Origin of the sequence: Mangrovibacter sp. MFB070 (assembly GCF_000705335.1) — a bacterium.
Taxonomy (GTDB): domain Bacteria; phylum Pseudomonadota; class Gammaproteobacteria; order Enterobacterales; family Enterobacteriaceae; genus Mangrovibacter; species Mangrovibacter plantisponsor.
Window position 1 is genome coordinate 1 of record NZ_JJMI01000034.1, and the last position, 25,806, is coordinate 25,806.

Annotated in this window: 28 protein-coding genes and 2 pseudogenes; 14 read left to right on the plus strand and 16 right to left on the minus strand. The window is 46.6% G+C overall.

Annotated features, from left to right (window positions below):
- The 3 genes from DT73_RS16290 to DT73_RS16300 all read left to right on the plus strand — a co-directional run.
- The coding region (locus DT73_RS16290) for an HNH endonuclease signature motif containing protein (RefSeq protein ID WP_036111665.1) at positions 1-434 on the plus strand (434 nt) is incomplete at its 5' end.
- A gap of 9 nt (positions 435-443) precedes the next feature.
- The gene (locus DT73_RS16295) at positions 444-950 is read left to right on the plus strand and encodes a YrhA family protein (protein ID WP_036111983.1); all 507 of its coding nucleotides are present in this window, start codon (positions 444-446) and stop codon (positions 948-950) included.
- A 316-nt stretch (positions 951-1,266) separates the two neighbouring features.
- Positions 1,267-1,500: a hypothetical protein gene (locus DT73_RS16300; protein WP_036111669.1), complete on the plus strand. Its 234-nt coding sequence runs from the start codon at positions 1,267-1,269 to the stop codon at positions 1,498-1,500.
- A 184-nt stretch (positions 1,501-1,684) separates the two neighbouring features.
- On the opposite strand, the gene DT73_RS16305 is transcribed toward DT73_RS16300, so the two are convergent.
- The 9 genes and pseudogenes from DT73_RS16305 to DT73_RS26245 all read right to left on the minus strand — a co-directional run.
- Positions 1,685-2,686, minus strand: coding sequence for a hypothetical protein (locus DT73_RS16305; RefSeq protein ID WP_036111672.1), 1,002 nt, complete (start codon positions 2,684-2,686; stop codon positions 1,685-1,687).
- An 803-nt stretch (positions 2,687-3,489) separates the two neighbouring features.
- Entirely contained in the window at positions 3,490-4,107 is a 618-nt protein-coding gene (locus DT73_RS16310; RefSeq protein WP_036111674.1) for a hypothetical protein, read from the minus strand.
- A complete protein-coding gene (locus DT73_RS16315; protein WP_036111676.1) occupies positions 4,107-4,895 on the minus strand; it encodes a hypothetical protein in 789 nt (262 codons plus the stop codon). The genes DT73_RS16310 and DT73_RS16315 overlap by 1 nt, the downstream gene beginning before the upstream one ends.
- A 2-nt stretch (positions 4,896-4,897) precedes the next feature.
- Positions 4,898-5,692 (minus strand): TIGR04255 family protein, encoded by a 795-nt coding sequence (locus tag DT73_RS16320; RefSeq protein WP_036111680.1) that lies wholly within the window; start codon positions 5,690-5,692, stop codon positions 4,898-4,900.
- Between the two features lie 130 nt (positions 5,693-5,822).
- A pseudogene (locus tag DT73_RS27090) lies at positions 5,823-5,937 on the minus strand (helix-turn-helix domain-containing protein); the annotation flags it as partial.
- 281 nt (positions 5,938-6,218) lie between these two features.
- Positions 6,219-6,617 (minus strand): tail fiber assembly protein, encoded by a 399-nt coding sequence (locus DT73_RS25185; protein WP_051691423.1) that lies wholly within the window; start codon positions 6,615-6,617, stop codon positions 6,219-6,221.
- 16 nt (positions 6,618-6,633) lie between these two features.
- A complete protein-coding gene (locus tag DT73_RS25190; RefSeq protein ID WP_051691424.1) occupies positions 6,634-7,728 on the minus strand; it encodes a hypothetical protein in 1,095 nt (364 codons plus the stop codon).
- A 6-nt stretch (positions 7,729-7,734) separates the two neighbouring features.
- Positions 7,735-8,589, minus strand: coding sequence for a DUF1983 domain-containing protein (locus DT73_RS26240; protein WP_152552538.1), 855 nt, complete (start codon positions 8,587-8,589; stop codon positions 7,735-7,737).
- Positions 8,555-9,283 (minus strand): annotated as a pseudogene (locus tag DT73_RS26245) (phage tail protein); the annotation flags it as partial. The gene DT73_RS26240 and the pseudogene DT73_RS26245, both read right to left, overlap by 35 nt.
- On the opposite strand from DT73_RS26245, the gene DT73_RS26495 reads away from it, so the two are divergent.
- From DT73_RS26495 to DT73_RS16365, 6 genes are all read left to right on the plus strand, one after another.
- Positions 9,264-9,416: a hypothetical protein gene (locus DT73_RS26495; protein ID WP_160173975.1), complete on the plus strand. Its 153-nt coding sequence runs from the start codon at positions 9,264-9,266 to the stop codon at positions 9,414-9,416. The pseudogene DT73_RS26245 and the gene DT73_RS26495 overlap by 20 nt on opposite strands.
- The gene (locus tag DT73_RS16350; RefSeq protein WP_036111690.1) at positions 9,413-9,979 is read left to right on the plus strand and encodes a siphovirus Gp157 family protein; all 567 of its coding nucleotides are present in this window, start codon (positions 9,413-9,415) and stop codon (positions 9,977-9,979) included. The genes DT73_RS26495 and DT73_RS16350 overlap by 4 nt, the downstream gene beginning before the upstream one ends.
- Positions 9,980-10,012: 33 nt before the next feature.
- The gene (locus DT73_RS26500; RefSeq protein WP_160173976.1) at positions 10,013-10,156 is read left to right on the plus strand and encodes a hypothetical protein; all 144 of its coding nucleotides are present in this window, start codon (positions 10,013-10,015) and stop codon (positions 10,154-10,156) included.
- A complete protein-coding gene (locus tag DT73_RS16355) occupies positions 10,149-10,973 on the plus strand; it encodes a ParB/RepB/Spo0J family partition protein (RefSeq protein WP_051691425.1) in 825 nt (274 codons plus the stop codon). The genes DT73_RS26500 and DT73_RS16355 overlap by 8 nt, the downstream gene beginning before the upstream one ends.
- Before the next feature lie 84 nt (positions 10,974-11,057).
- Positions 11,058-11,324, plus strand: a complete 267-nt coding sequence (locus tag DT73_RS16360) for an excisionase (RefSeq protein WP_036111693.1) — start codon at positions 11,058-11,060, stop codon at positions 11,322-11,324.
- On the plus strand, positions 11,299-12,378 hold the full coding sequence (locus DT73_RS16365) for a tyrosine-type recombinase/integrase (RefSeq protein WP_036111696.1): 1,080 nt from the start codon (positions 11,299-11,301) through the stop codon (positions 12,376-12,378). Before DT73_RS16360 ends, DT73_RS16365 begins: the two co-directional genes overlap by 26 nt.
- 387 nt (positions 12,379-12,765) lie before the next feature.
- On the opposite strand, the gene DT73_RS16370 is transcribed toward DT73_RS16365, so the two are convergent.
- Positions 12,766-13,107 (minus strand): YebY family protein, encoded by a 342-nt coding sequence (locus DT73_RS16370; RefSeq protein WP_036111699.1) that lies wholly within the window; start codon positions 13,105-13,107, stop codon positions 12,766-12,768.
- Positions 13,108-13,327: 220 nt separating this feature from the next.
- Between DT73_RS16370 and DT73_RS16375 the strand changes: the two genes are divergently transcribed.
- A complete protein-coding gene (locus tag DT73_RS16375; RefSeq protein WP_036111705.1) occupies positions 13,328-13,558 on the plus strand; it encodes a DNA polymerase III subunit theta in 231 nt (76 codons plus the stop codon).
- A gap of 119 nt (positions 13,559-13,677) precedes the next feature.
- Complete coding sequence (locus DT73_RS16380; RefSeq protein WP_036111708.1) at positions 13,678-14,382, plus strand: carbon-nitrogen hydrolase family protein; 705 nt, start codon at positions 13,678-13,680, stop codon at positions 14,380-14,382.
- A gap of 11 nt (positions 14,383-14,393) precedes the next feature.
- On the opposite strand, the gene DT73_RS16385 is transcribed toward DT73_RS16380, so the two are convergent.
- The 3 genes from DT73_RS16385 to DT73_RS16395 all read right to left on the minus strand — a co-directional run bounded on the left by DT73_RS16385 (position 14,394) and on the right by DT73_RS16395 (position 17,335).
- On the minus strand, positions 14,394-16,457 hold the full coding sequence (locus DT73_RS16385) for a S9 family peptidase (RefSeq protein WP_036111714.1): 2,064 nt from the start codon (positions 16,455-16,457) through the stop codon (positions 14,394-14,396).
- 169 nt (positions 16,458-16,626) lie between these two features.
- Positions 16,627-16,980 (minus strand): protein YebF, encoded by a 354-nt coding sequence (yebF, locus tag DT73_RS16390; protein WP_072006983.1) that lies wholly within the window; start codon positions 16,978-16,980, stop codon positions 16,627-16,629.
- A gap of 67 nt (positions 16,981-17,047) precedes the next feature.
- Complete coding sequence (locus tag DT73_RS16395; RefSeq protein WP_036111997.1) at positions 17,048-17,335, minus strand: YebG family protein; 288 nt, start codon at positions 17,333-17,335, stop codon at positions 17,048-17,050.
- 127 nt (positions 17,336-17,462) lie between these two features.
- Between DT73_RS16395 and purT the strand changes: the two genes are divergently transcribed.
- The gene (gene purT / locus DT73_RS16400) at positions 17,463-18,641 is read left to right on the plus strand and encodes a formate-dependent phosphoribosylglycinamide formyltransferase (RefSeq protein WP_036111716.1); all 1,179 of its coding nucleotides are present in this window, start codon (positions 17,463-17,465) and stop codon (positions 18,639-18,641) included.
- An 81-nt stretch (positions 18,642-18,722) separates the two neighbouring features.
- Here purT and DT73_RS16405 read toward each other — a convergent pair whose 3' ends face one another.
- From DT73_RS16405 to zwf, 3 genes are all read right to left on the minus strand, one after another.
- Positions 18,723-19,361, minus strand: coding sequence for a bifunctional 4-hydroxy-2-oxoglutarate aldolase/2-dehydro-3-deoxy-phosphogluconate aldolase (locus DT73_RS16405; RefSeq protein WP_036111720.1), 639 nt, complete (start codon positions 19,359-19,361; stop codon positions 18,723-18,725).
- Between the two features lie 56 nt (positions 19,362-19,417).
- Complete coding sequence (edd, locus tag DT73_RS16410; RefSeq protein WP_036111722.1) at positions 19,418-21,229, minus strand: phosphogluconate dehydratase; 1,812 nt, start codon at positions 21,227-21,229, stop codon at positions 19,418-19,420.
- A 237-nt stretch (positions 21,230-21,466) separates the two neighbouring features.
- The gene (zwf, locus tag DT73_RS16415; RefSeq protein WP_036111725.1) at positions 21,467-22,942 is read right to left on the minus strand and encodes a glucose-6-phosphate dehydrogenase; all 1,476 of its coding nucleotides are present in this window, start codon (positions 22,940-22,942) and stop codon (positions 21,467-21,469) included.
- Between the two features lie 368 nt (positions 22,943-23,310).
- Between zwf and DT73_RS16420 the strand changes: the two genes are divergently transcribed.
- Positions 23,311-24,180, plus strand: a complete 870-nt coding sequence (locus DT73_RS16420) for a MurR/RpiR family transcriptional regulator (protein WP_036111727.1) — start codon at positions 23,311-23,313, stop codon at positions 24,178-24,180.
- Positions 24,181-24,304: 124 nt separating this feature from the next.
- A complete protein-coding gene (gene pyk, locus DT73_RS16425; protein WP_036111729.1) occupies positions 24,305-25,747 on the plus strand; it encodes a pyruvate kinase in 1,443 nt (480 codons plus the stop codon).
- Positions 25,748-25,806 lie beyond the last annotated feature (59 nt).

Consider the following 25,806-nt stretch of genomic DNA (forward strand, 5'->3'; position numbering starts at 1 on the left):
AACTTACAAGTTATCTTGGGAAATACAAGCAAGCCCATGTTCTTTTGGATGACATGAATGTTCAGCAGATAAATTATCTCAGACGCGACCGTGGTGAATATGCATTGCTTCGTAATCAATTTAATAGTTCAGTCCGACCTAATTTTCTAAAGTCACTGTCCGAACATCCTGATGCATTGTCAACGTTTGATGCTGGTAGTCTGGAAAGGCTTGCAGGTGGTAAGACTCCCGCTGGGTGGCAGGTTCATCACAAGATCCCTCTTGATGATGGTGGAACCAACGATTTTGATAACCTCGTTCTCATCCAAAATTCACCCTATCATTCAGCACTAACAAAAACACAGGCGATCATAACTAAAGATCTTCCGTATAATTCAGGTACAGATGTTTTGTGGCCCTCGCCGAATGGCGTCATTTACCCAGTAGGGAAATAGGTGATCAATGTGAACGATACCAAACAGTGTATAAACCAATTTAAGAAGCTTATGGTTGCCGACAAGTATCACGTAACTAATCCTGTACCTGCTAAAGTTATGTCAGACTTGATGCAAAGCCTCCCCCCTGCCGATTGGGATGAGACCAAACAAAAAGTCTTCTACGATATTCAGAAACTTCTGTCAATTAGACCAGAATATGCGCAGCTATTTAATGAAATGGATGGACTGGAATACAATGGTCTAACGATTTATAGTCTTGCTCAGGCAGAAAATGGAATACCCTCATGGGACAACATATACATTCAAAATTTAGACAATCGAGATAATGATATTTATGCCTCACCACATCTTACTGATAAGATAATTATCGGCGAAGATGGCATGTCTGTGTTTTGCTACAACTTTACTGATAATGTTTTCGAAATCCGTGACAGAGTTGCGCCAGACTACGTGATAGAATCACATAAAGATTTTGCGGATTTTTTAACTGCTTTATATTCAACTGTATGTTGATTATCAAATCAATGCAGATACTTATTTTATATGCAGTAAGTATCTGTTTTTATTGTCTATTATAAACGCAATAAAATTATAGCAGGGGTGGTACAATGAAGTCTATTTTAGTACCAACCAGCCAAGAATCTATGTCCCGGCTCGATTTTGATAATGCGTAGCATGACATCAGCGCTCTTATATCTCAGCAAGCCGTAACACATGAGGCTTTAGCTGATTCACTATAGAAAATATCTGAAACTTATCAGTGAATCATCTTTTTTAAACACTAACATACAGTTTTCTTACCAGTAATGAAAAATAGAAATTAATACTTATGAATAATAAAAATACAATGAAAGTTGTTATCGTAAGTGACATCGGTTACGAAAAACTCATTGCTGAAATTTACTATGATGATGCATTTATTGGGCTCATACAGCAAGAAGAAGGAAAAAATAATTTAAAAGTGGAATTTTCAAACAGTAACACCCCAATCAGTCTTGAATCGTTACAAGAAGCATTACAGGTGGCTAAGGGAAAATTGCTTCAACAGCACCGAGATTCTTAAGTTAATTATAACAATGAATATTAAAAACTGAAAACCATATCATTCTCCCCAAGGCTGACTGTTGGGTCCGCTATGAGCGATCTGCGGATTGCTAACAGCCTTCTGTGTGAATTCTCAGGGAGCAGGTCAGAGGCTGTTACCCACTTGTTCACACCAACCCTAACTCCACAGGCTGATTCATAAATTAGTAATCTGCGTGTTTCACACTTTTCAAAAATGCTTTCATATTTTCATTAGGTTGCTCAATTTCGAAGTTACTTCCATATAACTCTTGTAATTTTGGCCATAACTTACTTAATAACCTTCCCCTGCGATAAAATGGATGTATCCAAACGGTAGATAGGTACGGGGAATTTGCATTTGAATTGTTTATTGTGACTAGCCCAACTAAACATTGTCGATAACCACTATTATCCATTGATTGTATTTCTTCGACGAATGGATACGCGATTACATCAGTCCAACCATGATCGGTTGTATCCCATTGCATTCCGTCATGACATTCCTTCGACTGATAGCGGCGTAAAGCTACACACGCGAGCTTTTGCCAATCTGGAGAATTAATTGTGATCTCTTCATCGTATGACGCGCCTATTGGAGCGGGTATTGGTCTGATTAATCCAGCATGGCATTCATCATAGAACTTCATGTCTCCGTCAGAAACGTTGTATACGTTGGTTTGCTCCATGTGTGCGCCATTCAAAAATAGCTCTGATAGTAGTGTATCTACGCTGTAATCTTTATTGATTATTGTCGGCTTAGAGTTTTTCTTATTAAGGCCGCGAGTAACGATTTTTTGATCAATGTTAACAACATGGAATAATCCGTCGGGGAGGCTAGCGAACCACGATAAGGCATCTGACCAGAATAGTATGCCTTTTGTACTTCTTAAGCGTTTAATTAAGTTAATACAGGCTTCTTCACTAGTCCCGCCGTTAATGTGAAGTATGCTAGGATTAAAGTAGTCTTTCTCTATGTCGGGGAATGCTGCTTCGCAAAATTCCTGTACATAATCTAGTACCTGGCACCGACAGAAATCATCATAGCTGGTAACAACTAAGGGGATATTCTCATTATTATTAAGATTATCAATCATGCAATCTATAGCGAGACTTACTGCTTTGCGTATCGCTTCAGTTGAATCTAACGACTCTAAGAAATTTGTCTTTCGTGTGCGAATATCCATGTATGACCTGCGCTATTAAAATTCATGAATGAGCGGTTTGTCATCTGGTTGTAACATAGATAACTTCACCCCCTTAAACTAGCGTACCATGTGTCAGCAATGTCCGCTATTGGCACTGAATGGCTTCACGCCGATGCAGCATATTCAGCATTTATCCGATTCTACTTATCTGCCCGATTAAAAATCGGGGGATTACCCCACGATGACCGGTGATTACAGTGTGGTTTTTAACCGGTTTTTCAGGAAATTGACAACGATCGTACCTTGCTTACCTTTAACAATAAAGTCACCAGCTCGAAAAAATGCATATAGCGCAGTAGTATCAAACAGCAATATAGATAACATACTGATTTAACTATATTAAATCCATTCTTTTACCTTATTTTTCACATCAAAACGACGAAGTATAGTTCATGATTTTTATGGGGAAAAATTGGTTTGCAGAAGTTTTTCACAAGATTTTGCAATGTAGTTCTTATAATTAACCTCGATTTATTCATACAAATGAAAGGTATTAATACGATTATCTAAAAACAATAGTTAACAAAATTTAAGATCACAATACTTTTAAAAAAACCATACCAATAAAAATAAAGAATAATGAATACAGATGCTATTATTTAATTATTAACTGATAAGACAGAAAGGCCATCAGCGAGAAGAAGACTGAGAGAGTAATTTTATATAAATCATTTGACAGAAGTATAACTTTACAACCCTTGAGTAATATATATCACAATAAAATTATTATATACTTGAATTTTGGCATTTATTAAAATTATTAACCTAGTTATTAACTTATACTATTCTTTCTGTATTTTTATAAAATCACAAAACTTCTCCTGTAATCTAGCACGCCGTAGCATATTAGTAGCTTTCTTACCAAGTGATGAAGAACATTGATTATGCTCGATCTGACATATGTCAGCATGGGATGGTACATCTGCTAAAGAGCTATCATAAACAGCAAAGATTCTTTTTTCTTTATCAGAATCCTCAAATTTATCTATAATACGTCTTATTTCATTGACATTTGATTTTGCAAACCCCAAATAAACGCGCTCAGAATTTCCTTTTCTCACATTGTCATTCTCAGCCTTAGTTATACCTAGCTGATGTATTCCAGCCTCATCCAAACAGGAAAGTCTATTAACTGAGAGCCCTTTATTAGTAACGTCATCAAATGCAGCTGATTTTATCTCACCAGTATCTGAATCATAATGTATTGGTGAGAAAACCTGCCGGCATACATACTCTTCATTACTTATTATTCCGGGGGAGTATTCACTAACTGTTTCCTTTTCCAAACTAAGGGATGAATCATACTCTTTTGATAGTTCTTTGCACTTATTATGGCATAATTCACTCTCTGGTGAAAACAACGCTCTTAGCTCACTGAGCTTCTCATCACTAACATCCATTAAGCTGCCACCATATCCATGTCTTCAATATACTTTGAGAAATTGCTATAACTTGAGTCGCAATCGTTTCCTAATGGAACCACTGTTTCACTTGTATCTACTGAAGTTAATAGTCCATAACTATCATTTTCCTTACTGAAGAAGGAACGTATATATTGAAGTAAAGAGTCATCAAATTTTTTCATGCGATAAGATAAATCCTCTCGCCCAATATAATTTTCGCCATCACAAATCAAAAATGAATACTCATCAACTTCGTCAAATTGAATCTCTATATACCTATTTTTTTTCTTATTTTTCCAGTAAAAGCTAATGGAACCAGAACCACTTAACATTATTTTTGGCAATGGAATAGATAAACTCAATAAATCACATAAACACAGACAAGCAAAATTAACAAGATCGAGTTCAGGACATACTCCACCAAATCCATCCCAATCAGGATGCAAATTAGAAAAATTATTTAACTCTTTATACAGTGATTCGAAATTGCCAAGAACTGGGCTACATTTTTTAAAAAAATACTCTTCAGAAAATTCAGGTGTTATAAATGGAGCATTTTCATCAATAACACTTAGAATCAAACTTGGTACTTCAAGATGAGTTTCTTCTAATTTATTAACACCATCTCCTTTTCTATCGAGTGAATGTTCAAGATACGAAACTAAGGAGTAGCTTTTAATTATAGAGTCACTTGCAAATAAGCCGTCAACAAAATCACTTTCCCACTCCGTTACATCAGAAACAGAAAAAGCTCCTTCACTGTATGAATTATCAAAATAGTTCATAATTATGCCATTCCTATATTTTTTTTCATCTCACTAGAAAGGATTTCTTTCATTATATCTTTTGTAATGCCATGTTTTTTATCAAAATACGTAGGTATTTGTGATGAAAAATCCAACTCCCCCATAAAAATAGGGGATTCAAAATCATATCGGTGATTAGAACGAATCACCAGTTGATTTCCTGAATTGGTATTTTTTAAATCAATATTTATGTTATTCAGACAATTACCAGGAAGATCTTGAATCGTTGAAAAGAAACCATGATGCACGTGCCATAAATAATCACACTCAAATACATGCCTAGGTAAGAAAGAACTCTCTCTATTGAATAGCTCAACTTTCCATTCTGCATCTTTTACATCAGAAACATTAAAGATATCAATATATTCAAGACCAGTTCTGGCAACCTTAACATTCGAAAGAGTAGTCTGTATTTGCTTAAAAATTTGGTAAGCTCTTACAGATATTTTATCCCAATTAGTATAGTTACTGCAGTGGTAAATAATTGCATCTTGTCTTACTATTAGGCGATGCTCCAGTTTTCCGTCAGGGAATACCCTATCAAAAGTTGCACCGCCCAAGGTGGCAACTTGGTTAGGTCCACCTTGTTGACCTATTTGTACAGAAACAACTGGAGTCGGTTTAACCCTAGGGAAGTCATTTTTAAGCTCTGGATTTTCCCTAAAAAGCTTAATAAGCGCTTCAATTTGGTGTGTACTTGCTGAATCCAGTACCTCTAATGCAAAAGCTACACTAGAAATAGAGTTATTTTCCTTTAGTGGGCTAACTATCTTCATACAAATCCTTTGAACATATATTGTTTTATTTTCATAATCATCAAACTGCCCGCCAGCAATCTAACATCCAAGAATCTATCCTTCTACTCTAGCACAATGTCAAGGTAAAAATAAAAAAATTGCTCATTTTTTATGTTCCATCTAATGTCACTCGAAATTTTTTGTACAGCGTTTGATACCCCTACATCAAAAATTAAGGCTACTTTCTTCCTGGATTCACCAGTAGCAATCAATCTACCGGCTTGAGTTCCTAGAACCACATTATTAAACAATAACATAGATTGTCATTACTGCGCTCACACTCCCCATAATGGCTAAGTTATAGAAAGGCATGTAAACCCGTAAAAATGCCTGCGTGTCCCAAATCTGTTCCACGTACACAAAGCCATGATGACCATGTCCTTGTGCTTTTACCTATCACACGCAACTACCAACAGGGGATTTATCCAGTATTATTGATATTGGCATTTTTCAAGACTGAAAATGTCAGTCAGGAGCAGTGTGCTGAAAACTAAGAAAAGATTTTTTAGGGGAGTTCTGGCCATTCAGGATTGGTGCAGTCTACGCGGTTCAGGAGTACGGTGTAGCGTTCCCATGCCTCCAGCTGTGATACCTCTTCTGCTGTGGCCATACCAAATTTTACGGCGCGGCTCAGCGGTGCGATTTGCCCTTCTGCCGCAAGCATCAGCCGCTGCTTTGTTGCTTCTGCCTGGGCAGTAAGTTTCTCCGCTGTTATCACTGGGGGAATGTACTCGGCAACATCTCCCCACGTTCCTGCAAGCAGCTCGTGATACAACTCCCGCCCGTGTGACTCGCAATCATCCTCTACAGCCGTGAAAGGAAGCCACCCCATTGAGGTCAGGACCTCGCAGTCGATGCCCCCGGCTGCTGTGAATTGTGGATTTTTTACGTTTAAAATTTCCATTTCTGCTTCCTTAGCATTAGAAGATTCGGATCCAAAGTGTTACCGGGTAGCTTTCCCCTTCTATCGGGGAGGCTGCATTCTCGGAAAGAGAACCATATCCTAGCTGCCGCCATGACCCTGGAACACCGGAGGCAGCCGCGTTAGTCTGAAGTTGCACGACGGCGGGGCTTTCACCAGCTGACTGATAAGGCGCGAGTATAGCGGCGGGCCGAAGATACAGACCAGGGTAAACCGCTGAATAGTTGGCTGGCCCACGGCCATTAACCCTGGCCGCCAGCATTGTGGAACCGACGCCGAACCCCGTATTATAGACAGTGGGGTTAATGTAACCCGCCTGCATATATGTAACGTTATCGGGATCAATCCCTAACGCCTCCCATATAACATCCGCATCGGGCAATCCTGCCTCCGCTTTGTTTGCCGCCTCTTCTGCCCTGTCTGCTTCGGTACTGGCGCGGGCGGCGGCTTCTGTGCCAGCGGCGGCGGCTATCTCGGCTTTAGCCGCGTGTTCTTGCGTGCTCAGAAGTGCTTTACTCGCACTGCTGGCGGCGTCTGTCGCGGTCGTGGCCTGCTTCCTTGCCTCGGTGGCGCTTTCACTGGCGGCGGCGGAGGCTACTTCTGCGGCGGCTGTGTCTGCCCTCACTTGCGCTACATCGTCGTGTATCTGCTGCACCAGGGGTTCCAGCGTTTCCAGATCTACGGCCTCCACAATCTCGACTATCTTCGGCCATGTCGGGCCGTAGAACTCCCCGCCGTTCTGCATGGTAATGGTAATGTACCCACTTTCCGTTAGCAGCCGCTGGTAGTTTGCATCGTTGGCGTTCGCACGGCGCAGTGCTTCGGTATTTTGCGCCACCAGTTCTGCGGTTATCTGGTTCTGCAACCGGCGAGGCACGGCATACCATGCCAGACCTGTTTCGTCTGGCCCTTCATGGGCTTTAACCAGGGTAACGTCTGTATCGCTGTCCACGCTCAGTATTGCCAGCGTATATAAAATTCCACCGGCTCGGGCACAGATAAAATCACCAGAAGTCAGATCATGAGAAAAAGCAGTGCCCTCACCGGACACAACGTTTTCACCGTTGTTCAGTGTTATTAATCCAGAAGACATATTTATTTATCCTGTAAATTTACCTGCTGGTGAGGCAATAATTGAAAAACTTAAAATACGTAACGTACCACTACCAGTGCTTTGACCTGATCCCGGTGCCCACTCGATAGTTATTGGCACATTGCTTGCGCCTGCGGCTACATCAACATAACCAGAGTTGTAAACCCAACCATGGAAATATGAATTTAATAGTGATGTATCTGGAAAATCAGAATTAATTGCGCCGTTAATCCATCCACTCGAATCAGATATAGGCGACACCAACGGCGAACCATTAATAGTAATCCGCCAACGTAACGCCCCCGCCGCGCTATACAGACGCACCGCTGCCATTGGAATGGAAATTCGCATAGCCATTTCTTGACCGCCAGTGTAGTAAACCGTCCGTCTTCCTGTGTGGGCGCTACTGGTCACACTGGTATAAAAACCAGGCACAGCATAGGTTGCTGAAATATCGCCTTCGACTTTTGAAGCTTTAACCGTGCCATAAAAATAGCCGTCAGTTGCCTGAACAGTGCCTTTAAATGTTCCTGAATCAGCATATACAGCACCTCTAAAAGTACCGCTCTGGAATTCTGCTGAACCATCTTTGGCGATGTTCCAGCCATTTTTCCCTGCCACATAATTATCCGAACGGATATACCCGCCGATTTTTTCGTTGGTAACACTCAGATCTTTGATAAAAGCATTGTTAATAAAAACCTGCCCGTTTTGGGCAAAAAACACCGCCTCATAATCACCGGGATTACTGCCGGTGTAGATACCAAACTGATCCGCATTAAAAACAGTCGTCGTAACATAAGCGTCTCCTGATGGCTCAATCGACATCCCCATAGCCATGTTTGCTGACCTGCTCATCATCCATAACCAGCTCTTTAGCTTCACCCCAGCCGTTATCCGGGTCTGTCCATGACACCACCACGGCGTTGTAGCGTTGAGTGCGCGGAATGGATGAATAGGCAAAGTCGCCACCGGCTACGCTGGCGTTGGTAATCGTTGCCACTTTGTCTGACGGGTTATCGATAATTACCGACAACTGCAGGCCATCCCACAGAGCAATACCCCGGCACATCCCCGCGATACTGTCGAGAATGTCTCTCGCGCTTTTTTGCTCAGTAATATAGGCATTGAGCGTTAACCGGGGCTCTTTACCACCATAACCGTCATCAACTTCCTGGTCACAGTATTGGGAAAGCACATACAGCGCCCCGTCATCAATATCGATATAGCCGGTATTTTTTGCCAGGCCAAAACGGGTGCTTTTGGCAAGGTAGCGAAATATCCACGCCGGGTTATTGGTCCAGGCGGATTTAAAGCCTCCTGTCCACAGGCCGCTATAGGTACGGGTAAACGGGTCGTAATTATCAGGGACATCCACAATCAGCCCACGCAGGTGATAATTACGGGTTGGGGTATCGGCGTACTGGTCACGGTCGATAATCGCCCCGGCAACTGCGGAATATGGGTAGGAGTAGGCATCATCCGTGATTTCGGTATAGCTGTGCCAGAGCGTTCCGTTTCTCAGCAGGTCACTGGTGCTGTCTTCCGTTACCCGCACAATCGCGGTTCACCTGAAAGCGGCAAAAGAAACCGCCGACAGTGAATACGCCAAATATCTTGAAGGCCGCCTTCGCCGCCTGGAAGAAGTTAAAGCCGAATGCCTCAGGGAACTGGAGGAAGCAGCATGAACAACAGCAACCGCACTATTGATTTAGCGAACGAAATCAGCAAAGTGCTGGCCCTGGCTGAAAGCGGAGAAATGGACCCTCAGACCATTGCCGACACACTGGAAGGCATTGAGGGCATGATGGAAGACAAGTTCGACGCCAGCATGTCTGTTATTCGCGACTTTGAAGCGAATAAGAAAAAATGCAAAGAAGAAGCCGCCCGGTTATCTGAACGTTCAAAACACTGGGATCGCCAGGCGTTCAACCTGAAAAAGTATCTTCTGGAATGCCTCCGGGCTTCTGGCCGCAAATCCTTTAAAACAGCGACCAATACATTTTCCGTTAAGAAAGGCAGTCTCAGCCTGGAAATTGTTGATGAAGACGCCCTGCCCGATGATTTTGTTAATTCGCAGACGCAGATAGTTAATGAAATCGATAAAGAGAAAATTAAAAAAATTCTCTCGGAGAACCTGAAAGCAATTGAAGCATTGCAGGAAAAAGGCGCAGACGTTCCGCCCGAATTACTGAATGCCATTCCAGGCGCGAAAGTTGTTCGCGGCGAAGAAACCTTATCAGTGCGCTAAGGAGTTTGGCGGTGCAAACCGCCACTCAACAATATGGATTTTGAAAAAGAGTCTCTTATATACCCACGGCGCTATAAACCGGACGACAGGCAGGACTGGACGGGCCGGATTATTCAGGGCATGCGCCGTAATCAAAAACTGGCTGAAGAACAACGAGCGAAAAAACGTAATGGCTAATTCATTCAAAAAAATGATTCAGGAAAAAGTCATCTCCCGCACGGACAGCGGTATGTTTATCGGTATTCACGATATTCACGTTAAACCCGGTTTTAATAAACGTGATGATGATGAACGCACCCGCACCGCCGATGAAGAGTTGTATTCCTTTTTACTGAATGGCGGGAAAGTCCCGCCTCTTGAAGTGGTTCCCCGCGATGAAGGTGGCGTGTGGATTGTTGAAGGCCATCGCCGGCAACGGTGTTTTCTGCGTTGCCTTGATGCCGGGAAACCCATTGAACGTATCCATATCACCCGGTTTGAAGGTAATGATGTCGAGCGCCTTGCCCGTATCATGACGTCCAACAACCAGCTGCCATTAACCGCGATGGAACAGGCGGCGGTGGTCAAAGAACTTGCCGCATTCAACCTGACAAAACAGGAAATTGCCAGGCTGGTGAACAAGTCACTGCCGACTATTGAAAACCTGCTGACACTCAGCAATGCAAACCATGACGTTCAGCAAAAAGTTAAAGCCGGAGAGGTTTCTACGGGTGTGGCCGTGGATCGCGTAAAGGCGTTCGGAGAGAAAGCTGGTGAAGTGCTGGAGAAAGACAAAGCCACTGCCGCAGCTGCAGGTAAAAAGAAAGTCACCCGCAGTGTTATTGCCCCGGAAATCAGCATGAAGAAAGCCCGCCGCCTGGTGGAACTAATCACCCTGGCTGGAGTGAATGAAAACGGCGCTATCACGCTTTCTGGCGAGCTACTAAATGAAGTTGTGGCAATCATTAACGAACAGCGTGATATCGAAGCACAGCGCAGCAAACTTGTAGCCTGAACCCACGCCAGCCAGTGTGAGTTTTGCAACTCAGTTTAACCGCCCGACCCGCGCTAATCTGCTGGTCGGCTAAAGGATCAAAGCATGTTTTTAAGTTTAACCGACTGGGCGAAGCTCTATTACAAAGACCCGCCTCCCCTTTGCACTTTACGCCGCTGGGCAAGGAACGGGAATATTTACCCCGCGCCTGAAAAACATGGAAAGTCATACCGGGTTCGTGAAGACGCTTTTTATATCAACCCAAACAAGGCCAGTGCAGTTTTGCTGCAACAGCATCCAAACGGCAGAACAGGGAAGAAAAGCGCATTACTGGAGAAGTTGATTAATGAGTCAGAGAAAGTACGATTCTAATCTGCCTAAAAACCTGACATACAGGAAACGAGACAAATCTTTTTTTTGGCGCAACCCACTTACCAAAAAAGAATTTGCTTTGGGGCAAATTTCCCGGCGTGATGCGATATCCCAGGCAATTGAAGCCAACAACTTTATCGAACAAAACTACACACCTGTAGCGCTGATTGAAAAACTGAAAGGGACTAACTCTTACACCGTGAACAAGTGGATTGAACGGTATTCAGTGATACTGCAGCGCCGTAATTTGTCGGTAAATACCCACAAAATACGCACTAACCAACTGGCCACTGTCCGCAGTGGCCTTGGTGAAATGATCCTTGCAGAAGTCACCACGCGACACATTGCAGGGTTTCTTGAGCCCTGGATAGCTGCGGGGAAAAATACGATGGCGGGAGCGATGCGTTCCGTTCTTTCTGATATGTTCCGTGAAGCAATTGTCGAAGGCCATATCACGCAGAACCCGGTAGAACCGACCAGAGCACCAAAGATTGAAGTTGCCAGGGAACGCCTGACACTGACAGCCTACACAGCAATCAGGGAAGCGGCAGAACAGATGCCTGCCTGGTTTCCCCTTGCACTGGATTTGGCGTTGATCACCGGCCAGCGCCGTGAAGATATTGCATCAATGAAGTTCTCACAGATCAAAGATGAAAGGTTGTATGTATGCCAGATAAAAACAGGAATGAGGATCGCACTGCCCTTATCTCTGTCACTGGCAAGTGTTGGCCTGCGACTAGGAACAGTGATTGACCGCTGCCGCCTGGTGAGCCGGACAGATTATCTCATCAGTGCCGGCAAACGTAAGAACAGTCCGGAAGGTGGTATTCATCCTGACGGGCTGACAAAGAAATTTGTCGCAGCCAGAAAACTGTCAGCAATCCGCTTCAGCAATAACCCGCCCACATTTCATGAGATCAGGAGTCTCTCCGGGCGCTTATATAAAGACGCCTATAATGATGAATTTGCGCAAAAACTCCTGGGCCACACATCAGAAAATACCACCCGCCTCTACCTTGATGAACGCGATAATAAAGCTTTCGTGATGCTGTGAATTTATACCGGTTGCGGTTACCTCTGTGTGAATGTTGTGGTATAACGGAAAAAGGCCGGAATACAGAAATTCGGGGAAATTTCGGGGGATTTCGGGATCGCTCTTGTAACTCTTTGATTTATAAGGCGATAAAAAAAGACCGAATACGATTCCTATATTCGGTCCAGGGAAATGGCTCTTGGGAGAGAGCCGTGCGCTAAAAGTTGGCATTAATGCAGGCTATTTGCCTTGCCTTTTAAGAATAGATTACCGCGTCAGCTTTTCCAGTGTTTGGCAAAACTGGAGCATAAAAAACATTAACTGACCGGTACTGGTCGCGAAAAAGCCGTAACAGAAGCAACTCTGTTATGGCTTTTCTTTTATTTATGGCATCAAAAAATCAACCAGTTAACCGCACAGGTGGCTTGCTCGTTCGATAAATGGCTGCAGTGACATTTTTTTACCCGGATTTTTGGGATCATCTATTTGAATGACCGAAATGGGCTGCCCCGATTCTTTCCCTTCGGCTACTTGCTGCTCTGCAACCGGGTTCAGAGGGTATTGCATCAGTGTGCTGGGATTAATGACATACAGTGCATTACCTGGCCTGCAAACCAGCATCACTTCTTCACGGTTGAATGCCCATTTATCCTTGCCCACCTGAAACCGGCTTACTGTCTGTATTTCAGAAGCCGCCTGTGCGGCAAATGCTGAGCCCAATAACACCAGTCCAATCGTTAACTTTCTCATTTAGCGTGCTGCTCTCTTCAAGCCCGGGAAGCTGAGGAACTCAGGAAGCCCGGTTTGTTACCCAACAGAAATTTCACCAAGACTATAACGATTATTCCCCTGCTGCGTCACCCTTCATGCGGTAAAGAATTTCTGCACAATGTATAACGCTTCGCGTGTTACTTCAGGGTTTATGATTCACCTATAACAGGGTACACTTCCCGCATTATCAGGAGGCGATATGAATACTAATCTTGCAAATATTCCTCAGGACGAGATGGACAAAATCAACGTAGACCTCGCCGCGGGTGCTGTTGCATTCAAAGAGCGCTACAACATGCCTGTTATTGCTGAACAAGTTGAGCGCGAACAACCTGAAGCCCTGCGCCCCTGGTTCCGTGAGCGCCTGGTTGCTCATCGTCTGGCGTCAGTAAATCTTTCTCGCCTGCCTTATGAACCAAAATCGAAATAACGATTACATCCAGTGACAGTTATTTACGTTCTGTCCGTTACTCTTCCTTATACAGATTTTCCTGATTGAAATATCTCACCCCGGTAGACCCGGGGTTAGCGCTGTATAAGGAATTCGTTATGCGCCAATGGAGTGTCGCCGCAGCACAATGCTGCTCACCACAGAGCAACCTACCTGAAACGGTTGCCCATCACGTGCGTTTCATTCGCCATGCAGGGCTGAATGATGTCGATGTGCTCATGTTCCCAGATAACTCATTGCCACTCAGTGAAATCCTCAATTCCGGGCAAGAATCACAAACCCCATGGCTGGCCAGCCTGCAGGATGCCGCGGCCCGGTATGGCGTGATTACTATTCTGAGTTCGGGTAATGAAGGGGGCGTGGCAATTACACCAGAAAATGGCGTGCAAAATTTATCCTGCGCCACACTGGTATGCCTGGCGGAAGATGTTTTTTGCCAGGTTGAAGGTACACCGGTAATCAATACATCAGGTGGTAAAGTGGCATTAGGGATAAACGGCCAGCCAGGAGAGGAAATTTGGCCGCGTGGCGCAGTGGATGAAGGCGCAGATATATACCTTACTGCGTCTGCAGTAAATGAACTTCAGTGGAACTGGGTCAGTTCTGCGCTGCAGCGCTGGGCTCTAAAATACCAACTGCCAATTTTAATGGCGAATAATACCAGCGCCACTTCGCCGGGGAAAAGCGCCTGTTGGGACGACCGTGGGCAATTACTTATTCGTGCGGAAAAAGAGGAAGTGCTGGTGATTTGCCGCCGAAATGCTGAAAAGTGGCAGGGAGAGATCCTGCCACTGGTTAACTGAAAACGAGCAGGCTAGCCCAGCCGTTGTTCTGCCAGGCCAATAAGGAAAGCACACTCCAGAGCAACGGTATCGTAATACTGATAGCGCCCTGATTTACCGCCATGGCCTGTATCCAGGTCTGTCCACAATAACAGCAGGTGGTCGTCTGTTTTCAGTTCCCTTAACCGGGCCACCCATTTCGCAGGTTCCCAATACTGAACCTGGGAATCGTGTAACCCGGTAGTGACCATCATATGTGGGTACACTTGTGGTGTGACCTGGTCATAAGGGCTCCATGCCTTGATGGCCCAGTAATCTTCGAGAATATGTGGATCCCCCCACTCCTCATACTCACCGGTCGTGAGTGGCAGGGACTCATCAAGCATTGTGGTCACAACATCAACAAACGGAACCTGTGCCAGCACACCACGGAACAGTTCAGGCCTCAGGTTAGCTACAGCCCCCACCAGCAAACCTCCGGCACTCCCGCCCATTGCGTACAACTGGTCAGGCGCTCCCAGCCCACGCGCCAGCAACGCTTCACACACATCAATAAAATCATTAAATGTATTGGGTTTGTGCGATAACTTGCCCTGTTCATACCACGATTGCCCCAGTTCACCACCGCCCCTGACATGAGCTATGGCGTATACAAAACCGCGGTCAAGCAAACTGAGCCGTGTAGTGCTGAAGTCAGCATCGATGCTCTCACCATAAGCACCGTAGCCGTATACTAATAGAGGGTTCTGCCCGGTTGTGAACTTATCTTTGCGCCAAACCAGGGAAACCGGTACCTTGACCCCGTCTCTGGCGTCAATCCAGATCCTGTCGCTCTGGTAGTGTTGAGAATCAAACCCGAACACTTCCTGTTGCTTTAATAACCGCCGTTCACCAGTGCGCATATTCATTTCGAATACGGTTTGTGGGCGGGTCATAGAGGTATACACATAGCGCAGCCATTCATTGTCTGGCTCATGATTATTACTGGTCCAGACTACCCAGGCTGGGTCATCAAACACCAGCCGCTGCTGGCGGCCATTTCTGCTGTCAACCAGGCGTAACTGGGCAAGCCCGTTTTCACGCTCCTCAATCACCACCCAGTGAGTAAAGAGCGTAAAATCCTCGACCATTACGGTATGACTTGCAGCCTGCACGACCGCCCATTTATCCTGGTTTGTTTCCGGGCTGCAGTACAAACCAAAATTTTTGCCATCCCGGTTGGAGCGCACCCAAAACTGCGCCTGAAAATGGTCCAGGTCATACTCATGCTGTGCTTCACGCTCAAGAAAACATTGCGGTACGGCAGATGCATCATTGGCATCCAGTAACCAGGCTTCACTGGTTGACGTGCTGTGCAGGGCAATAATCACAAACTCAGTTGAGCGTGACTTATAAATACCAACGTAAAAACGATTATCTTCTTCCTGATAGACCAGTTCGTCATTTTCTGCCGCGTCACCCAGCCTGTGGCGCCACACCTGGTAAGGCAACAAAGTCACTGAATGCTTTTTGACATAGTAAAACGTGGCGGAGTCATTCGCCCATACCACACTGCCGGAAAGATCAGTGACGGTATCATTCAGCCATATGTCATTGGCAAGATCTTTTACATGTAACTGATACTGGCGGCGAGAAACACGGTCTTCCGTCACTGCCATCAGGCGATTATCCGGAGAGATGCTCAGTGCACCTAAGTCGTAGTATGCACCGCCCTGAGCCCGGTTATTGCAATCGAGCAAAACTTGCCACTCATCACCATTATTCAGTTCTGCTGGCTGGCGTTGCCAAACCGGATACTCAGCATTTTCATCGAAACACTGGCGGTAGCGATACCCATTGCGCTGCCAGGGCACACTGCTTTCTTTTTTGGGCAGCCGGGCAACCATTTCATCGTAAAGGGCCTGCTGAAATTGCTCCAGCGGAGCCATAGTTTGCATGCAATAATCATTTTCAGCACGAAGGTACCCCAGTACCTCGGGTGACTGGCGTGAGTCATCACGCAGCCAGAAATAATCATCATTCCTGACATCGCCATGCTGAGTTAACAGATGTGGGCGCTTTGCTGCCCGGGGAGGGAAAACCGGCGAACGGGCCATAATAACTCCTGAAGATGGCACAACTGCCGCACAGGGTATCACGCTGAGTGCGCGTGGGAAGGAATTTGCCTGTCATTCTGAGGGCATACCAGCCAGAATCACAGGCAGCCGTACAATAACTTAGCTGCAATATTGAGTAAAACCGGGCCTCTACGCCCGGTTATTCAGCTTAACGCTGGTAATCTGCATTACCTGCTTTGCAATCCACCGTTACCTGGTAGTGCAAATCTTGCTTTTGCCCCCGAACAACCAGTGGGACAACCCAGGTATCGCCATTGTGGTGCATATCCTTGACGTTAACCCATGCGACGGGGTCATTTTGCCCCAACGCTTTCTGGTCGTCAGACCAACGCTGTAACCGGTTTTGCAGGTAATCATTTTTAACTGTTGCGGCAATATTTTCCGCTTTCATGTTCTCACAGGGGATGAGGCTTACTCTTTTAGTCACTGCATTAGCCGCAGCGGATACAGACATCAGAGCAAACGCCACCATACACCCTGTCAAAAAGCCTGTTTTATTCACATGCCACTCCGTGATTTCTCAAGTTGTGAGAAAAGCATGGTACAAAACAGGCAACCTGCAAGTCGATTCAGGCAGTTTTCACTTTCTTTTCAAGGGAAACAGGCTCATTTTCGGTAACATCTGGTAACTTACCGGAACGCAAAATACCGCTCAGTTCATCTTTATGCTCAGCAAGCCATAAGGCAAGTTCTTCGCGCAGCCCCCCTTCCATCACTACCGGAGAACTTTCCAGATAGTCAGTCAGGCATTCCGCCAGATCTAACATTTTGTCATAGGCATCGGCCTCTTTTTTGCTGACAAAAGACATTTTTTCCTCACCGTCTCTCACGACAACATATTTAACTACGACTGCCATCATGCTGCTCCAATCACTGTATTTATATCCAGCATACGTGAAAACAGGGTTACAATGCAAACCCGCTGTCAACGCAAACGTTTTCGTATATACTGCCGCTGTTTTTTTTCACATCAGGTACTGCGATATGGCTATTTTAGGAACTGCGCTGCGTCCGGCAGCAACACGCGTAATGCTTCTTGGCGCTGGGGAACTGGGTAAAGAAGTGGCGATTGAATGTCAGAGGCTGGGTCTGGAGGTTATCGCCGTTGACAGATATGCCGATGCCCCTGCTATGCACGTTGCTCACCGTAGCCATGTAATCAATATGCTCGACCCACAGGCACTGAAAAATCTGGTTGCAGAAGAAAAGCCTGATTACATCGTACCGGAAATTGAGGCGATCGCTACAGACATGCTGGTTGAGCTGGAAAGCCAGGGGCAAAAAGTTGTTCCCTGTGCCAAAGCAACACGCCTGACAATGAACCGTGAAGGGATCCGTCGGCTTGCTGCAGAAGAGTTAGCCCTTCCCACGTCCACATACCGTTTTGCAGATACGAAAGCAGACTTTGTTTCTGCAGCAGAAGAAATTGGTTTCCCGTGCATCATTAAACCGGTCATGAGTTCTTCAGGAAAGGGGCAAAGTTTTGTGCGTGATGCCAGCTACCTGGATAAAGCCTGGAGCTATGCACAGGAAGGCGGCCGCGCCGGTGCGGGCAAAGTGATTATTGAAGGAGTCGTTGCGTTTGATTTCGAAATTACACTTCTGACGGTAAGTGCGGCTGATGGTGTGCATTTCTGTGCCCCGGTAGGCCACCGCCAGGAAGATGGAGATTACCGCGAGTCATGGCAACCACAGGCAATGAGTGAGCTCGCGCTGAGCCGGGCACAGGCCATTGCAGAAAAAGTTGTTCTGGCGCTTGGTGGTTATGGCTTATTTGGTGTGGAACTGTTTGTTTGTGGTGATGATGTTGTGTTCAGTGAGGTATCACCTCGCCCGCATGACACCGGTATGGTCACCATGATCTCTCAGGATTTGTCAGAATTTGCACTGCATGTCCGCGCTTTTCTGGGGTTACCGGTTGGCGGTATTCGCCAGTACGGCCCTTGTGCTTCAGCAGTCATTCTGCCGAACCTGGTCAGCACAGATGTACGTTTTGGTGGTATGGAAAATGCGCTCAGCGCAGGCATACAAATCCGCCTGTTTGGCAAACCTGAAATTAACGGTACCCGCCGTATGGGCGTTGCGCTGGCAACGGGTGAAACAACAGAAGATGCAGTCGCCCGGGCAAAATCAGCAGCTGGGGAAATACAAGTTAACGGTTAATTCATCAGGCTCCAGTAGCATATGCAAAAACGGCACCCGCGGGTGCCGTTTGCATATGACTCAGGCAGTTAACTGGCCTGATTATTTCGCGCCTTCAACAGCTTCACGAGCCAGGCGGGTAATGCGGTCATAATCGCCAGCTTCCAGCGCATCGGCCGGAACCAGCCAGGAACCACCAATGCACAGCACGCTTTTCAGTGCCAGGTAGTCACGGTAGTTTGCCGGAGAGATACCACCTGTTGGGCAGAAACGCACCTGAGAGAACGGGCCAGCAATGGCGGATAAAGCTTTGGTGCCGCCGTTAGCTTCTGCCGGGAAGAATTTGAATTCACGCAAACCGTAATCCATACCCAGCATCAGTTCAGAAACAGTGCTGATCCCCGGGATCAGTGGAATGGTGCCTTCAGTTGCTGCTTTCAGCAGGGAGTCGGTCAGGCCCGGGCTGATAGCAAACTGAGCGCCAGCTTCAGTAACTTCTGCCAGTTGTTGTGGATTCAGCACGGTACCAGCCCCAACGATAGCATCCGGCACTTCTTTTGCAATCAGACGGATAGCATCAATAGCACAGGCAGTACGCAGTGTAACTTCCAGTACACGTACCCCACCAGCTACCAGTGCTTTTGCCATCGGTACTGCGTGCTCAAGTTTATTGACAACAATAACCGGCACGACAGGACCTGTTTTCAGGATCTGTTCCGCACTTGTTTTCCAGTTTTTCATCAGAAAATGTCTCCCGACAACGTTTAGTCAGCGTTACGGCGCAAATGCGCCGAGTGTTAGAATGAAATACAGGTTGCGCCCTGTTCCGCCCCGGATAAGTTTTCGCGCAATGCGCCAAATAACTCACGACCAGTCCCCACGCGCTGAGCGCTGAGGTCCGGGTGGAACGGTTCACGTTCTTGTAGTTCCGCGTCGTCAACCAGCAAGGTTAGCTCGCCAGTCTGCCCGTTTACACGGATCATGTCGCCATTACGGACTTTAGCCAAAAGCCCACCATCATAAGCTTCCGGTGTCACGTGAATTGCAGAAGGTACTTTACCTGAGGCACCAGACAAACGTCCATCCGTTACCAATGCAATTTTGAAACGACGGTCCAATAATACACCAAGTGGCGGCATGAGTTTATGTAATTCTGGCATCCCATTCGCTTTCGGACCTTGATGACGGACAACGACAACGCAATCTTTATCCAGTAAACCCGCTTCAAATGCCGGAACAACATCATGCTGACTTTCAAAAACAATGGCTGGAGCTTCAATGATCTGATTTTCCACAGGCACTGCAGAAGTTTTCATCACCGCGCGCCCGAGGTTACCGCTCAATACTTTGGTGCCACCATGTTGGGAGAATGGCTTGTCAATAGAGGCAATAATATCGCTATCCAGTGATTCAGTTGCCCCTTCACGCCAGTCGAGTTTGCCTTCATTCAGCCAGGGTTCCATGGTGTAATGTTGCAAACCGAAGCCCGCAACAGTGTTCACATCCTCATGCAACAAACCGCCTTTAATCAGTTCACGCATCAGAACAGGTACGCCACCTGCAGCCTGGAAGTGGTTGATGTCTGCCGGGCCATTGGGGTAAAGACGCGCCAGCAGCGGCACAACTGAAGAAATTTCAGAGAAGTCATCCCAGTTAATGATTATGCCAGCGGCACGCGCCATTGCGACCAGATGCATCGTGTGGTTTGTGGAACCACCGGTGGCCAGCAGGGCGACAATACCATTGACCACCACTTTCTCATCAACCATTTTGCCAAGTGGCATCCATTCGCTACCGTTACCCGTAAGCCGTGTTACCTGGCGTGCAGCGGCACATGTCAGTTCTTTACGCAAAGGTGCATCCGGATGAACAAATGACGACCCGGGTAACTGCATCCCCATAAACTCAATCACCATCTGGTTGGTGTTGGCTGTACCATAAAATGTGCAGGTACCCGGCGCATGGTAAGACGCCGCTTCAGATTCCAGTAACGCCGCACGGTCAACTTTCCCTTCTGCATACAACTGGCGAATACGCACTTTTTCTTTATTAGCCAGCCCGCTCGCCATAGGGCCCGATGGCACAAACACCGATGGCAGATGCCCGAATGACAACGCAGCCATCGCCAGCCCGGGAACAATTTTGTCGCACACCCCGAGGAACAACGCGCCATCAAACATATTATGAGACAGGCCAACCGCTGCTGACATAGCAATCACTTCACGGCTAAGCAGCGAGAGCTCCATTCCATCCTGGCCTTGTGTCACACCGTCGCACATAGCCGGAACGCCACCAGCGACCTGGCCTACTGCGCCCACAGAATGCAGCGCCTCGCGAATAATTTGTGGGTACGTTTCGTAAGGTTGATGCGCAGACAGCATGTCGTTATAGGCAGTGATGATGCCAATGTTGTTACGCAACATATTTTTTAACGAGGCTTTATCTTCTGCCTGGCAGGCAGCAAACCCATGAGCCAGATTGCCACACGCCAGTTCTGCACGGTGCACTGTTTTACTTTTCGCTTGTTCGACTCGGGCCAGATACGCTTCACGGGTTTCACGAGAGCGTTCAATAATTCGATTTGTTACGCGTAACAATACAGAGTTCATAAAAGGTCCTCATAGTTCTGTCTGCCATCGGCAGTTTTGTCGGACATATCAGTGAGACTTAAAACGGCTCTTATTCCTGATATACCGCACTCCAGGGGCAAAATCGCTTCAGCTAGTGTAAATAAAAAAGCCCCGCTGGTGAATCCAGTCAGGGCTTTAATTTAAAAAAAATTACCTGCTTTCTGTGTTAGATCATGTTACCGGTAAAGTTACAGCTAACTGATCCCCTGCCAGAACTTACTCGAACTCGTTCCAGGAACGGCCATCACGGGTGATCATGGCGACGGAGGCTACAGGCCCCCACGTCCCGGCCTGATAAGGTTTTGGTGCTTCATTATCAGCGGCCCAGGCTTCGGTGATGGAGTCAACCCATTTCCAGGCCTCTTCCACTTCATCACGGCGCACAAACAAGGCCTGAATGCCACGCATTGTTTCCAGTAACAGGCGCTCATAAGCGTCTGCCAGGTGGGTTTGGTTAAAGGTTTCAGAGTAGCTCAGATCCAGTTTGGTCGTTTGCAGGTTGTGCTTATGATCAAGACCTGGCACTTTATTCAGAATCTGAATATCAACGCCTTCATCCGGTTGCAGGCGAATAGTCAGCTTGTTCTGGGGCAATTCCTGCCAGGATTCCTTGAACAAGTTCAGTTCCGGATTCTTGAAGTAAACCACTACCTCAGAGCATTTAGCCGGCAAGCGTTTACCGGTACGCAGGTAGAATGGAACCCCTGCCCAGCGCCAGTTATCGATATCAACCCGGATAGCGACAAACGTTTCAGTACCACTGCTTTTGTTTGCCCCTTCCTCTTCCAGGTAACCTGGCACTTTTTTGCCTTGTGCAAAACCGGCGGTATATTGACCACGCACTGTTTTTTCACGCACATTTGAACGATCAATGCGGCGAAGCGATTTCAGTACCTGAACTTTGGCATCACGGATGCTGTCTGCCGTCAGGTCAGACGGTGGCGACATGGCAATCATGCACAAAATTTGCAACAGGTGGTTTTGAATCATATCGCGCATCTGACCGGCTTTATCAAAATAGCCCCAGCGCCCTTCAATACCCACTTCTTCTGCTACAGTAATTTCAACGTGGTCAATGGTCCGGTTGTCCCAGTTATTAACAAACAATGAGTTGGCAAAACGCAGTGCCAGCAGGTTCAGCACCGTTTCTTTCCCTAAATAGTGGTCAATACGGTACACCTGGCACTCTTCAAAATATTTCCCAACCTGGTTGTTAATCTCCTGAGAAGTTTCCAAAGACGTACCCAGCGGTTTTTCCATTACAACACGCGCAGGTTTGGCATTCAGTTTCGCCTCGCCCAACCCTTTGCAAATAGCGCCAAAAGTGCTGGGTGGCATAGCGAAGTAGTTAATGGTGGTACGGTTTTTCTGATCCAGCACTTTGCCCAACCGGGTAAATGCTTTGGTATCATTGACATCCAGGTTACAGAATTCCAGCCGCGCGCTGAGTTTATCCCACAACGCTTCGTTGATTTTCTCCTTCATGAAGGTTTCAAGCGCTTCACGAATAACTTTGGTGTATTCAGCTTTGTCCCAGTCGGCACGCCCGACACCAATGATGCGCGTGTCGTCATGGAGCTGGCCTGCTTTCTCCAATTGATACAGGGAAGGCAACAGTTTCCGGCGCGCCAGGTCCCCTTTCGCGCCGAAAATAACCAGGTCACACGCCTGAGCTGTTTGCGTTACCGCCATCTTTGTCTCCTCGTTATGTCTGGCCTGATACTCAGCCAGGCCCTTATCTGTAATTTTCTTTCATACTAATGTACTGTGTTTACATCTTTAACAACACTGTACAGATGCCAAAAGGCATTTTATTGACTAAGTTTTAAAGAATTGTCAGTTTTGCGCCTCGTCTGGCTTGTTTCTGAGGGCAAACAAGGCATGGTGAGGCAGATTTTGGTGTTATGAAAACAAGACTCTGATCATGTTATGAAAAAAAACAACAACATCCTGCCACAGGTTGTATCCAATATCTGCCGCAAAAGCGTATATTCATCACAAAATTGACACGGTATCACCAGATGGCGAAATCGTCCTTATCAATGAGTGTGCTGTAATCTATGAACATGCTGGACAAAATTCAGTCTCAACTGGAACATCTTAGCAAGTCGGAGCGAAAAGTTGCCGAAGTGATCCTGGCTTCGCCTTCCGGCGCCATGCACTCGAGTATTGCCACTCTTGCAAGCGAGGCGGGCGTAAGTGAACCGACCGTGAACCGCTTCTGCCGCCGCCTGGAAACACGCGGTTTTCCTGACTTCAAATTACACCTGGCTCAAAGCCTTGCCAGTGGAACGCCTTATGTCAACCGTAATGTCGACGAAGACGATACGGTTGAAGGGTATACCGCAAAAATTTTCGAATCTGCCATGGCAAGCCTTGACCATGTGCGCCAGCAACTTGATATGCAGGCCGTTAACCGTGCCGTAGACCTTCTTACTCAGGCAAAACGTATTGCCTTTTTCGGGTTGGGCTCATCGGCCGCTGTTGCGCACGATGCCATGAACAAGTTTTTCCGTTTTAATGTCCCGGTCATCTATTCCGACGATATTGTTGTTCAGCGTATGAGTTGCATGAATTGTAGCGAAAATGACGTTGTTGTGCTGATTTCTCATACTGGCCGCACCAAAAACCTGGTCGAACTTGCGCAACTGGCTCGTGAAAACGATGCCATCGTGTTGTCAATTACAACCAGCGGCTCTCCCCTTTCCTGGGAATCAACACTTGCAATTCTGTTGGATGTTCCTGAGGATACCGATATTTATATGCCAATGGTTTCACGGCTTGCGCAACTTACTGTGATTGATGTTCTGGCAACCGGTTTCATTTTACGCCGTGGTGCAAAATTCAGGGATAACTTGAAGAGAGTCAAAGAAGCCCTGAAAGAATCGCGGTTTGATAAAGGTTTGATGGTACCCGGTGATCAGCATTGAAATTTATAACTAAAGCTGTATCAGTCGGTTCGTTCGGTTAATGTTGTCTTTGCGTTACCAGGCGTGCAGAAATACCGGGTTTTATTCACGCAACACCAAGTTGTTTCAGTCAACGGAGTAATAAATGTCCAGACGGCTACGTAGAACCAAAATTGTCACCACGTTAGGCCCGGCAACTGACCGCGATAATAACCTTGAAAAAATTATCGCAGCAGGCGCTAACGTTGTGCGCATGAACTTCTCCCATGGCTCCCCCGAAGATCACCAAATGCGTGCAGATAAAGTACGCGAAATTGCGGCAAAACTCGGGCGCCATGTGGCTATTCTAGGCGACCTCCAGGGGCCAAAAATTCGTGTGTCCACCTTCAAAGAAGGCAAAGTCTTTCTGAACATCGGCGAGAAATTCCTGCTGGATGCAAACCTTGGTAAAGGCGAAGGCGACAAAGAACAGGTAGGCATTGATTATAAAGGCCTGCCTGCTGATGTTGTTCCCGGTGATATCCTGTTACTTGACGATGGCCGTGTGCAGCTAAAAGTGCTGGAAGTTCAGGGGATGAAAGTGTTTACCGAAGTAACTGTCGGTGGCCCGTTATCCAACAATAAAGGGATTAACAAACTCGGTGGGGGTTTGTCTGCTGAAGCGCTGACTGAGAAAGACAAAGCCGACATCATTACTGCCGCGAAAATTGGCGTTGATTATCTCGCAGTATCCTTCCCTCGTTGTGGTGAAGACCTGAACTATGCCCGCCGTCTGGCGCGTGACGCAGGCTGTGAAGCAAAAATTTGTGCCAAAGTTGAACGTGCAGAAGCTGTCGCAACTGAAGAAGCAATGGACGACATTATTATGGCGTCTGATGTAGTGATGGTTGCACGTGGTGACCTGGGTGTTGAAATTGGCGACCCTGAACTGGTCGGTATTCAGAAAACACTGATTCGTCGCGCCCGTAAGCTCAACCGTGCAGTGATTACTGCCACGCAGATGATGGAATCGATGATTACTAACCCGATGCCAACACGTGCGGAAGTTATGGACGTGGCTAACGCAGTGCTTGATGGTACTGATGCCGTTATGTTGTCAGCAGAAACTGCTGCCGGGCAGTATCCGGCAGAAACTGTGGCAGCAATGGCACGTGTGTGTGTCGGCGCGGAAAAAATCCCCAGCATTAACGTTTCCAAACATCGCCTTGATGTTCAGTTCGAAAATGTTGAAGAAGCCATCGCCATGTCTGCTATGTATGCAGCAAACCACCTTAAAGGTGTAACCGCGATTATTACCATGACAGAATCAGGCCGTACCGCGCTGATGACCTCACGTATCAGTTCCGGTTTACCGATTTTCGCGATGTCACGTCATGAACGCACACTGAACCTCACAGCGCTTTATCGTGGGGTGACGCCAGTGCACTTCGACAGCGAGCTCGATGGCGTTTCTGCTGCCAACGATGCCGTTAACCTGCTGCGCGATAAAGGCTACCTGATGTCAGGTGACCTGGTTATCGTTACCCAGGGTGATGTTATGAGTACTGTTGGCACTACAAATACCACGCGCATCCTTACTGTTGAGTAATATTTTCACTCTCAACTGATGCATAAAGGGGCCTGGTGGCCCCTTTACTATTTCTGCCA

Excerpts from the sequence above, each read along its gene's own strand:
- DT73_RS16300 (WP_036111669.1), top strand. The coding sequence starts at position 1,267 with ATGAATAATAAAAATACAATGAAAGTTGTTATCGTAAGTGACATCGGT.
- DT73_RS16305 (WP_036111672.1), bottom strand. The coding sequence starts at position 2,686 with ATGGATATTCGCACACGAAAGACAAATTTCTTAGAGTCGTTAGATTCA.
- DT73_RS16310 (WP_036111674.1), bottom strand. The coding sequence starts at position 4,107 with ATGGATGTTAGTGATGAGAAGCTCAGTGAGCTAAGAGCGTTGTTTTCA.
- DT73_RS16315 (WP_036111676.1), bottom strand. The coding sequence starts at position 4,895 with ATGAACTATTTTGATAATTCATACAGTGAAGGAGCTTTTTCTGTTTCT.
- DT73_RS16320 (WP_036111680.1), bottom strand. The coding sequence starts at position 5,692 with ATGAAGATAGTTAGCCCACTAAAGGAAAATAACTCTATTTCTAGTGTA.
- DT73_RS25185 (WP_051691423.1), bottom strand. The coding sequence starts at position 6,617 with ATGGAAATTTTAAACGTAAAAAATCCACAATTCACAGCAGCCGGGGGC.
- DT73_RS25190 (WP_051691424.1), bottom strand. The coding sequence starts at position 7,728 with ATGTCTTCTGGATTAATAACACTGAACAACGGTGAAAACGTTGTGTCC.
- DT73_RS26240 (WP_152552538.1), bottom strand. The coding sequence starts at position 8,589 with ATGATGAGCAGGTCAGCAAACATGGCTATGGGGATGTCGATTGAGCCA.
- DT73_RS16350 (WP_036111690.1), top strand. The coding sequence starts at position 9,413 with ATGAACAACAGCAACCGCACTATTGATTTAGCGAACGAAATCAGCAAA.
- DT73_RS26500 (WP_160173976.1), top strand. The coding sequence starts at position 10,013 with ATGGATTTTGAAAAAGAGTCTCTTATATACCCACGGCGCTATAAACCG.
- DT73_RS16355 (WP_051691425.1), top strand. The coding sequence starts at position 10,149 with ATGGCTAATTCATTCAAAAAAATGATTCAGGAAAAAGTCATCTCCCGC.
- DT73_RS16360 (WP_036111693.1), top strand. The coding sequence starts at position 11,058 with ATGTTTTTAAGTTTAACCGACTGGGCGAAGCTCTATTACAAAGACCCG.
- DT73_RS16365 (WP_036111696.1), top strand. The coding sequence starts at position 11,299 with ATGAGTCAGAGAAAGTACGATTCTAATCTGCCTAAAAACCTGACATAC.
- DT73_RS16370 (WP_036111699.1), bottom strand. The coding sequence starts at position 13,107 with ATGAGAAAGTTAACGATTGGACTGGTGTTATTGGGCTCAGCATTTGCC.
- DT73_RS16375 (WP_036111705.1), top strand. The coding sequence starts at position 13,328 with ATGAATACTAATCTTGCAAATATTCCTCAGGACGAGATGGACAAAATC.
- DT73_RS16380 (WP_036111708.1), top strand. The coding sequence starts at position 13,678 with ATGCGCCAATGGAGTGTCGCCGCAGCACAATGCTGCTCACCACAGAGC.
- DT73_RS16385 (WP_036111714.1), bottom strand. The coding sequence starts at position 16,457 with ATGGCCCGTTCGCCGGTTTTCCCTCCCCGGGCAGCAAAGCGCCCACAT.
- DT73_RS16395 (WP_036111997.1), bottom strand. The coding sequence starts at position 17,335 with ATGGCAGTCGTAGTTAAATATGTTGTCGTGAGAGACGGTGAGGAAAAA.
- purT (WP_036111716.1), top strand. The coding sequence starts at position 17,463 with ATGGCTATTTTAGGAACTGCGCTGCGTCCGGCAGCAACACGCGTAATG.
- DT73_RS16405 (WP_036111720.1), bottom strand. The coding sequence starts at position 19,361 with ATGAAAAACTGGAAAACAAGTGCGGAACAGATCCTGAAAACAGGTCCT.
- edd (WP_036111722.1), bottom strand. The coding sequence starts at position 21,229 with ATGAACTCTGTATTGTTACGCGTAACAAATCGAATTATTGAACGCTCT.
- zwf (WP_036111725.1), bottom strand. The coding sequence starts at position 22,942 with ATGGCGGTAACGCAAACAGCTCAGGCGTGTGACCTGGTTATTTTCGGC.
- DT73_RS16420 (WP_036111727.1), top strand. The coding sequence starts at position 23,311 with ATGAACATGCTGGACAAAATTCAGTCTCAACTGGAACATCTTAGCAAG.
- pyk (WP_036111729.1), top strand. The coding sequence starts at position 24,305 with ATGTCCAGACGGCTACGTAGAACCAAAATTGTCACCACGTTAGGCCCG.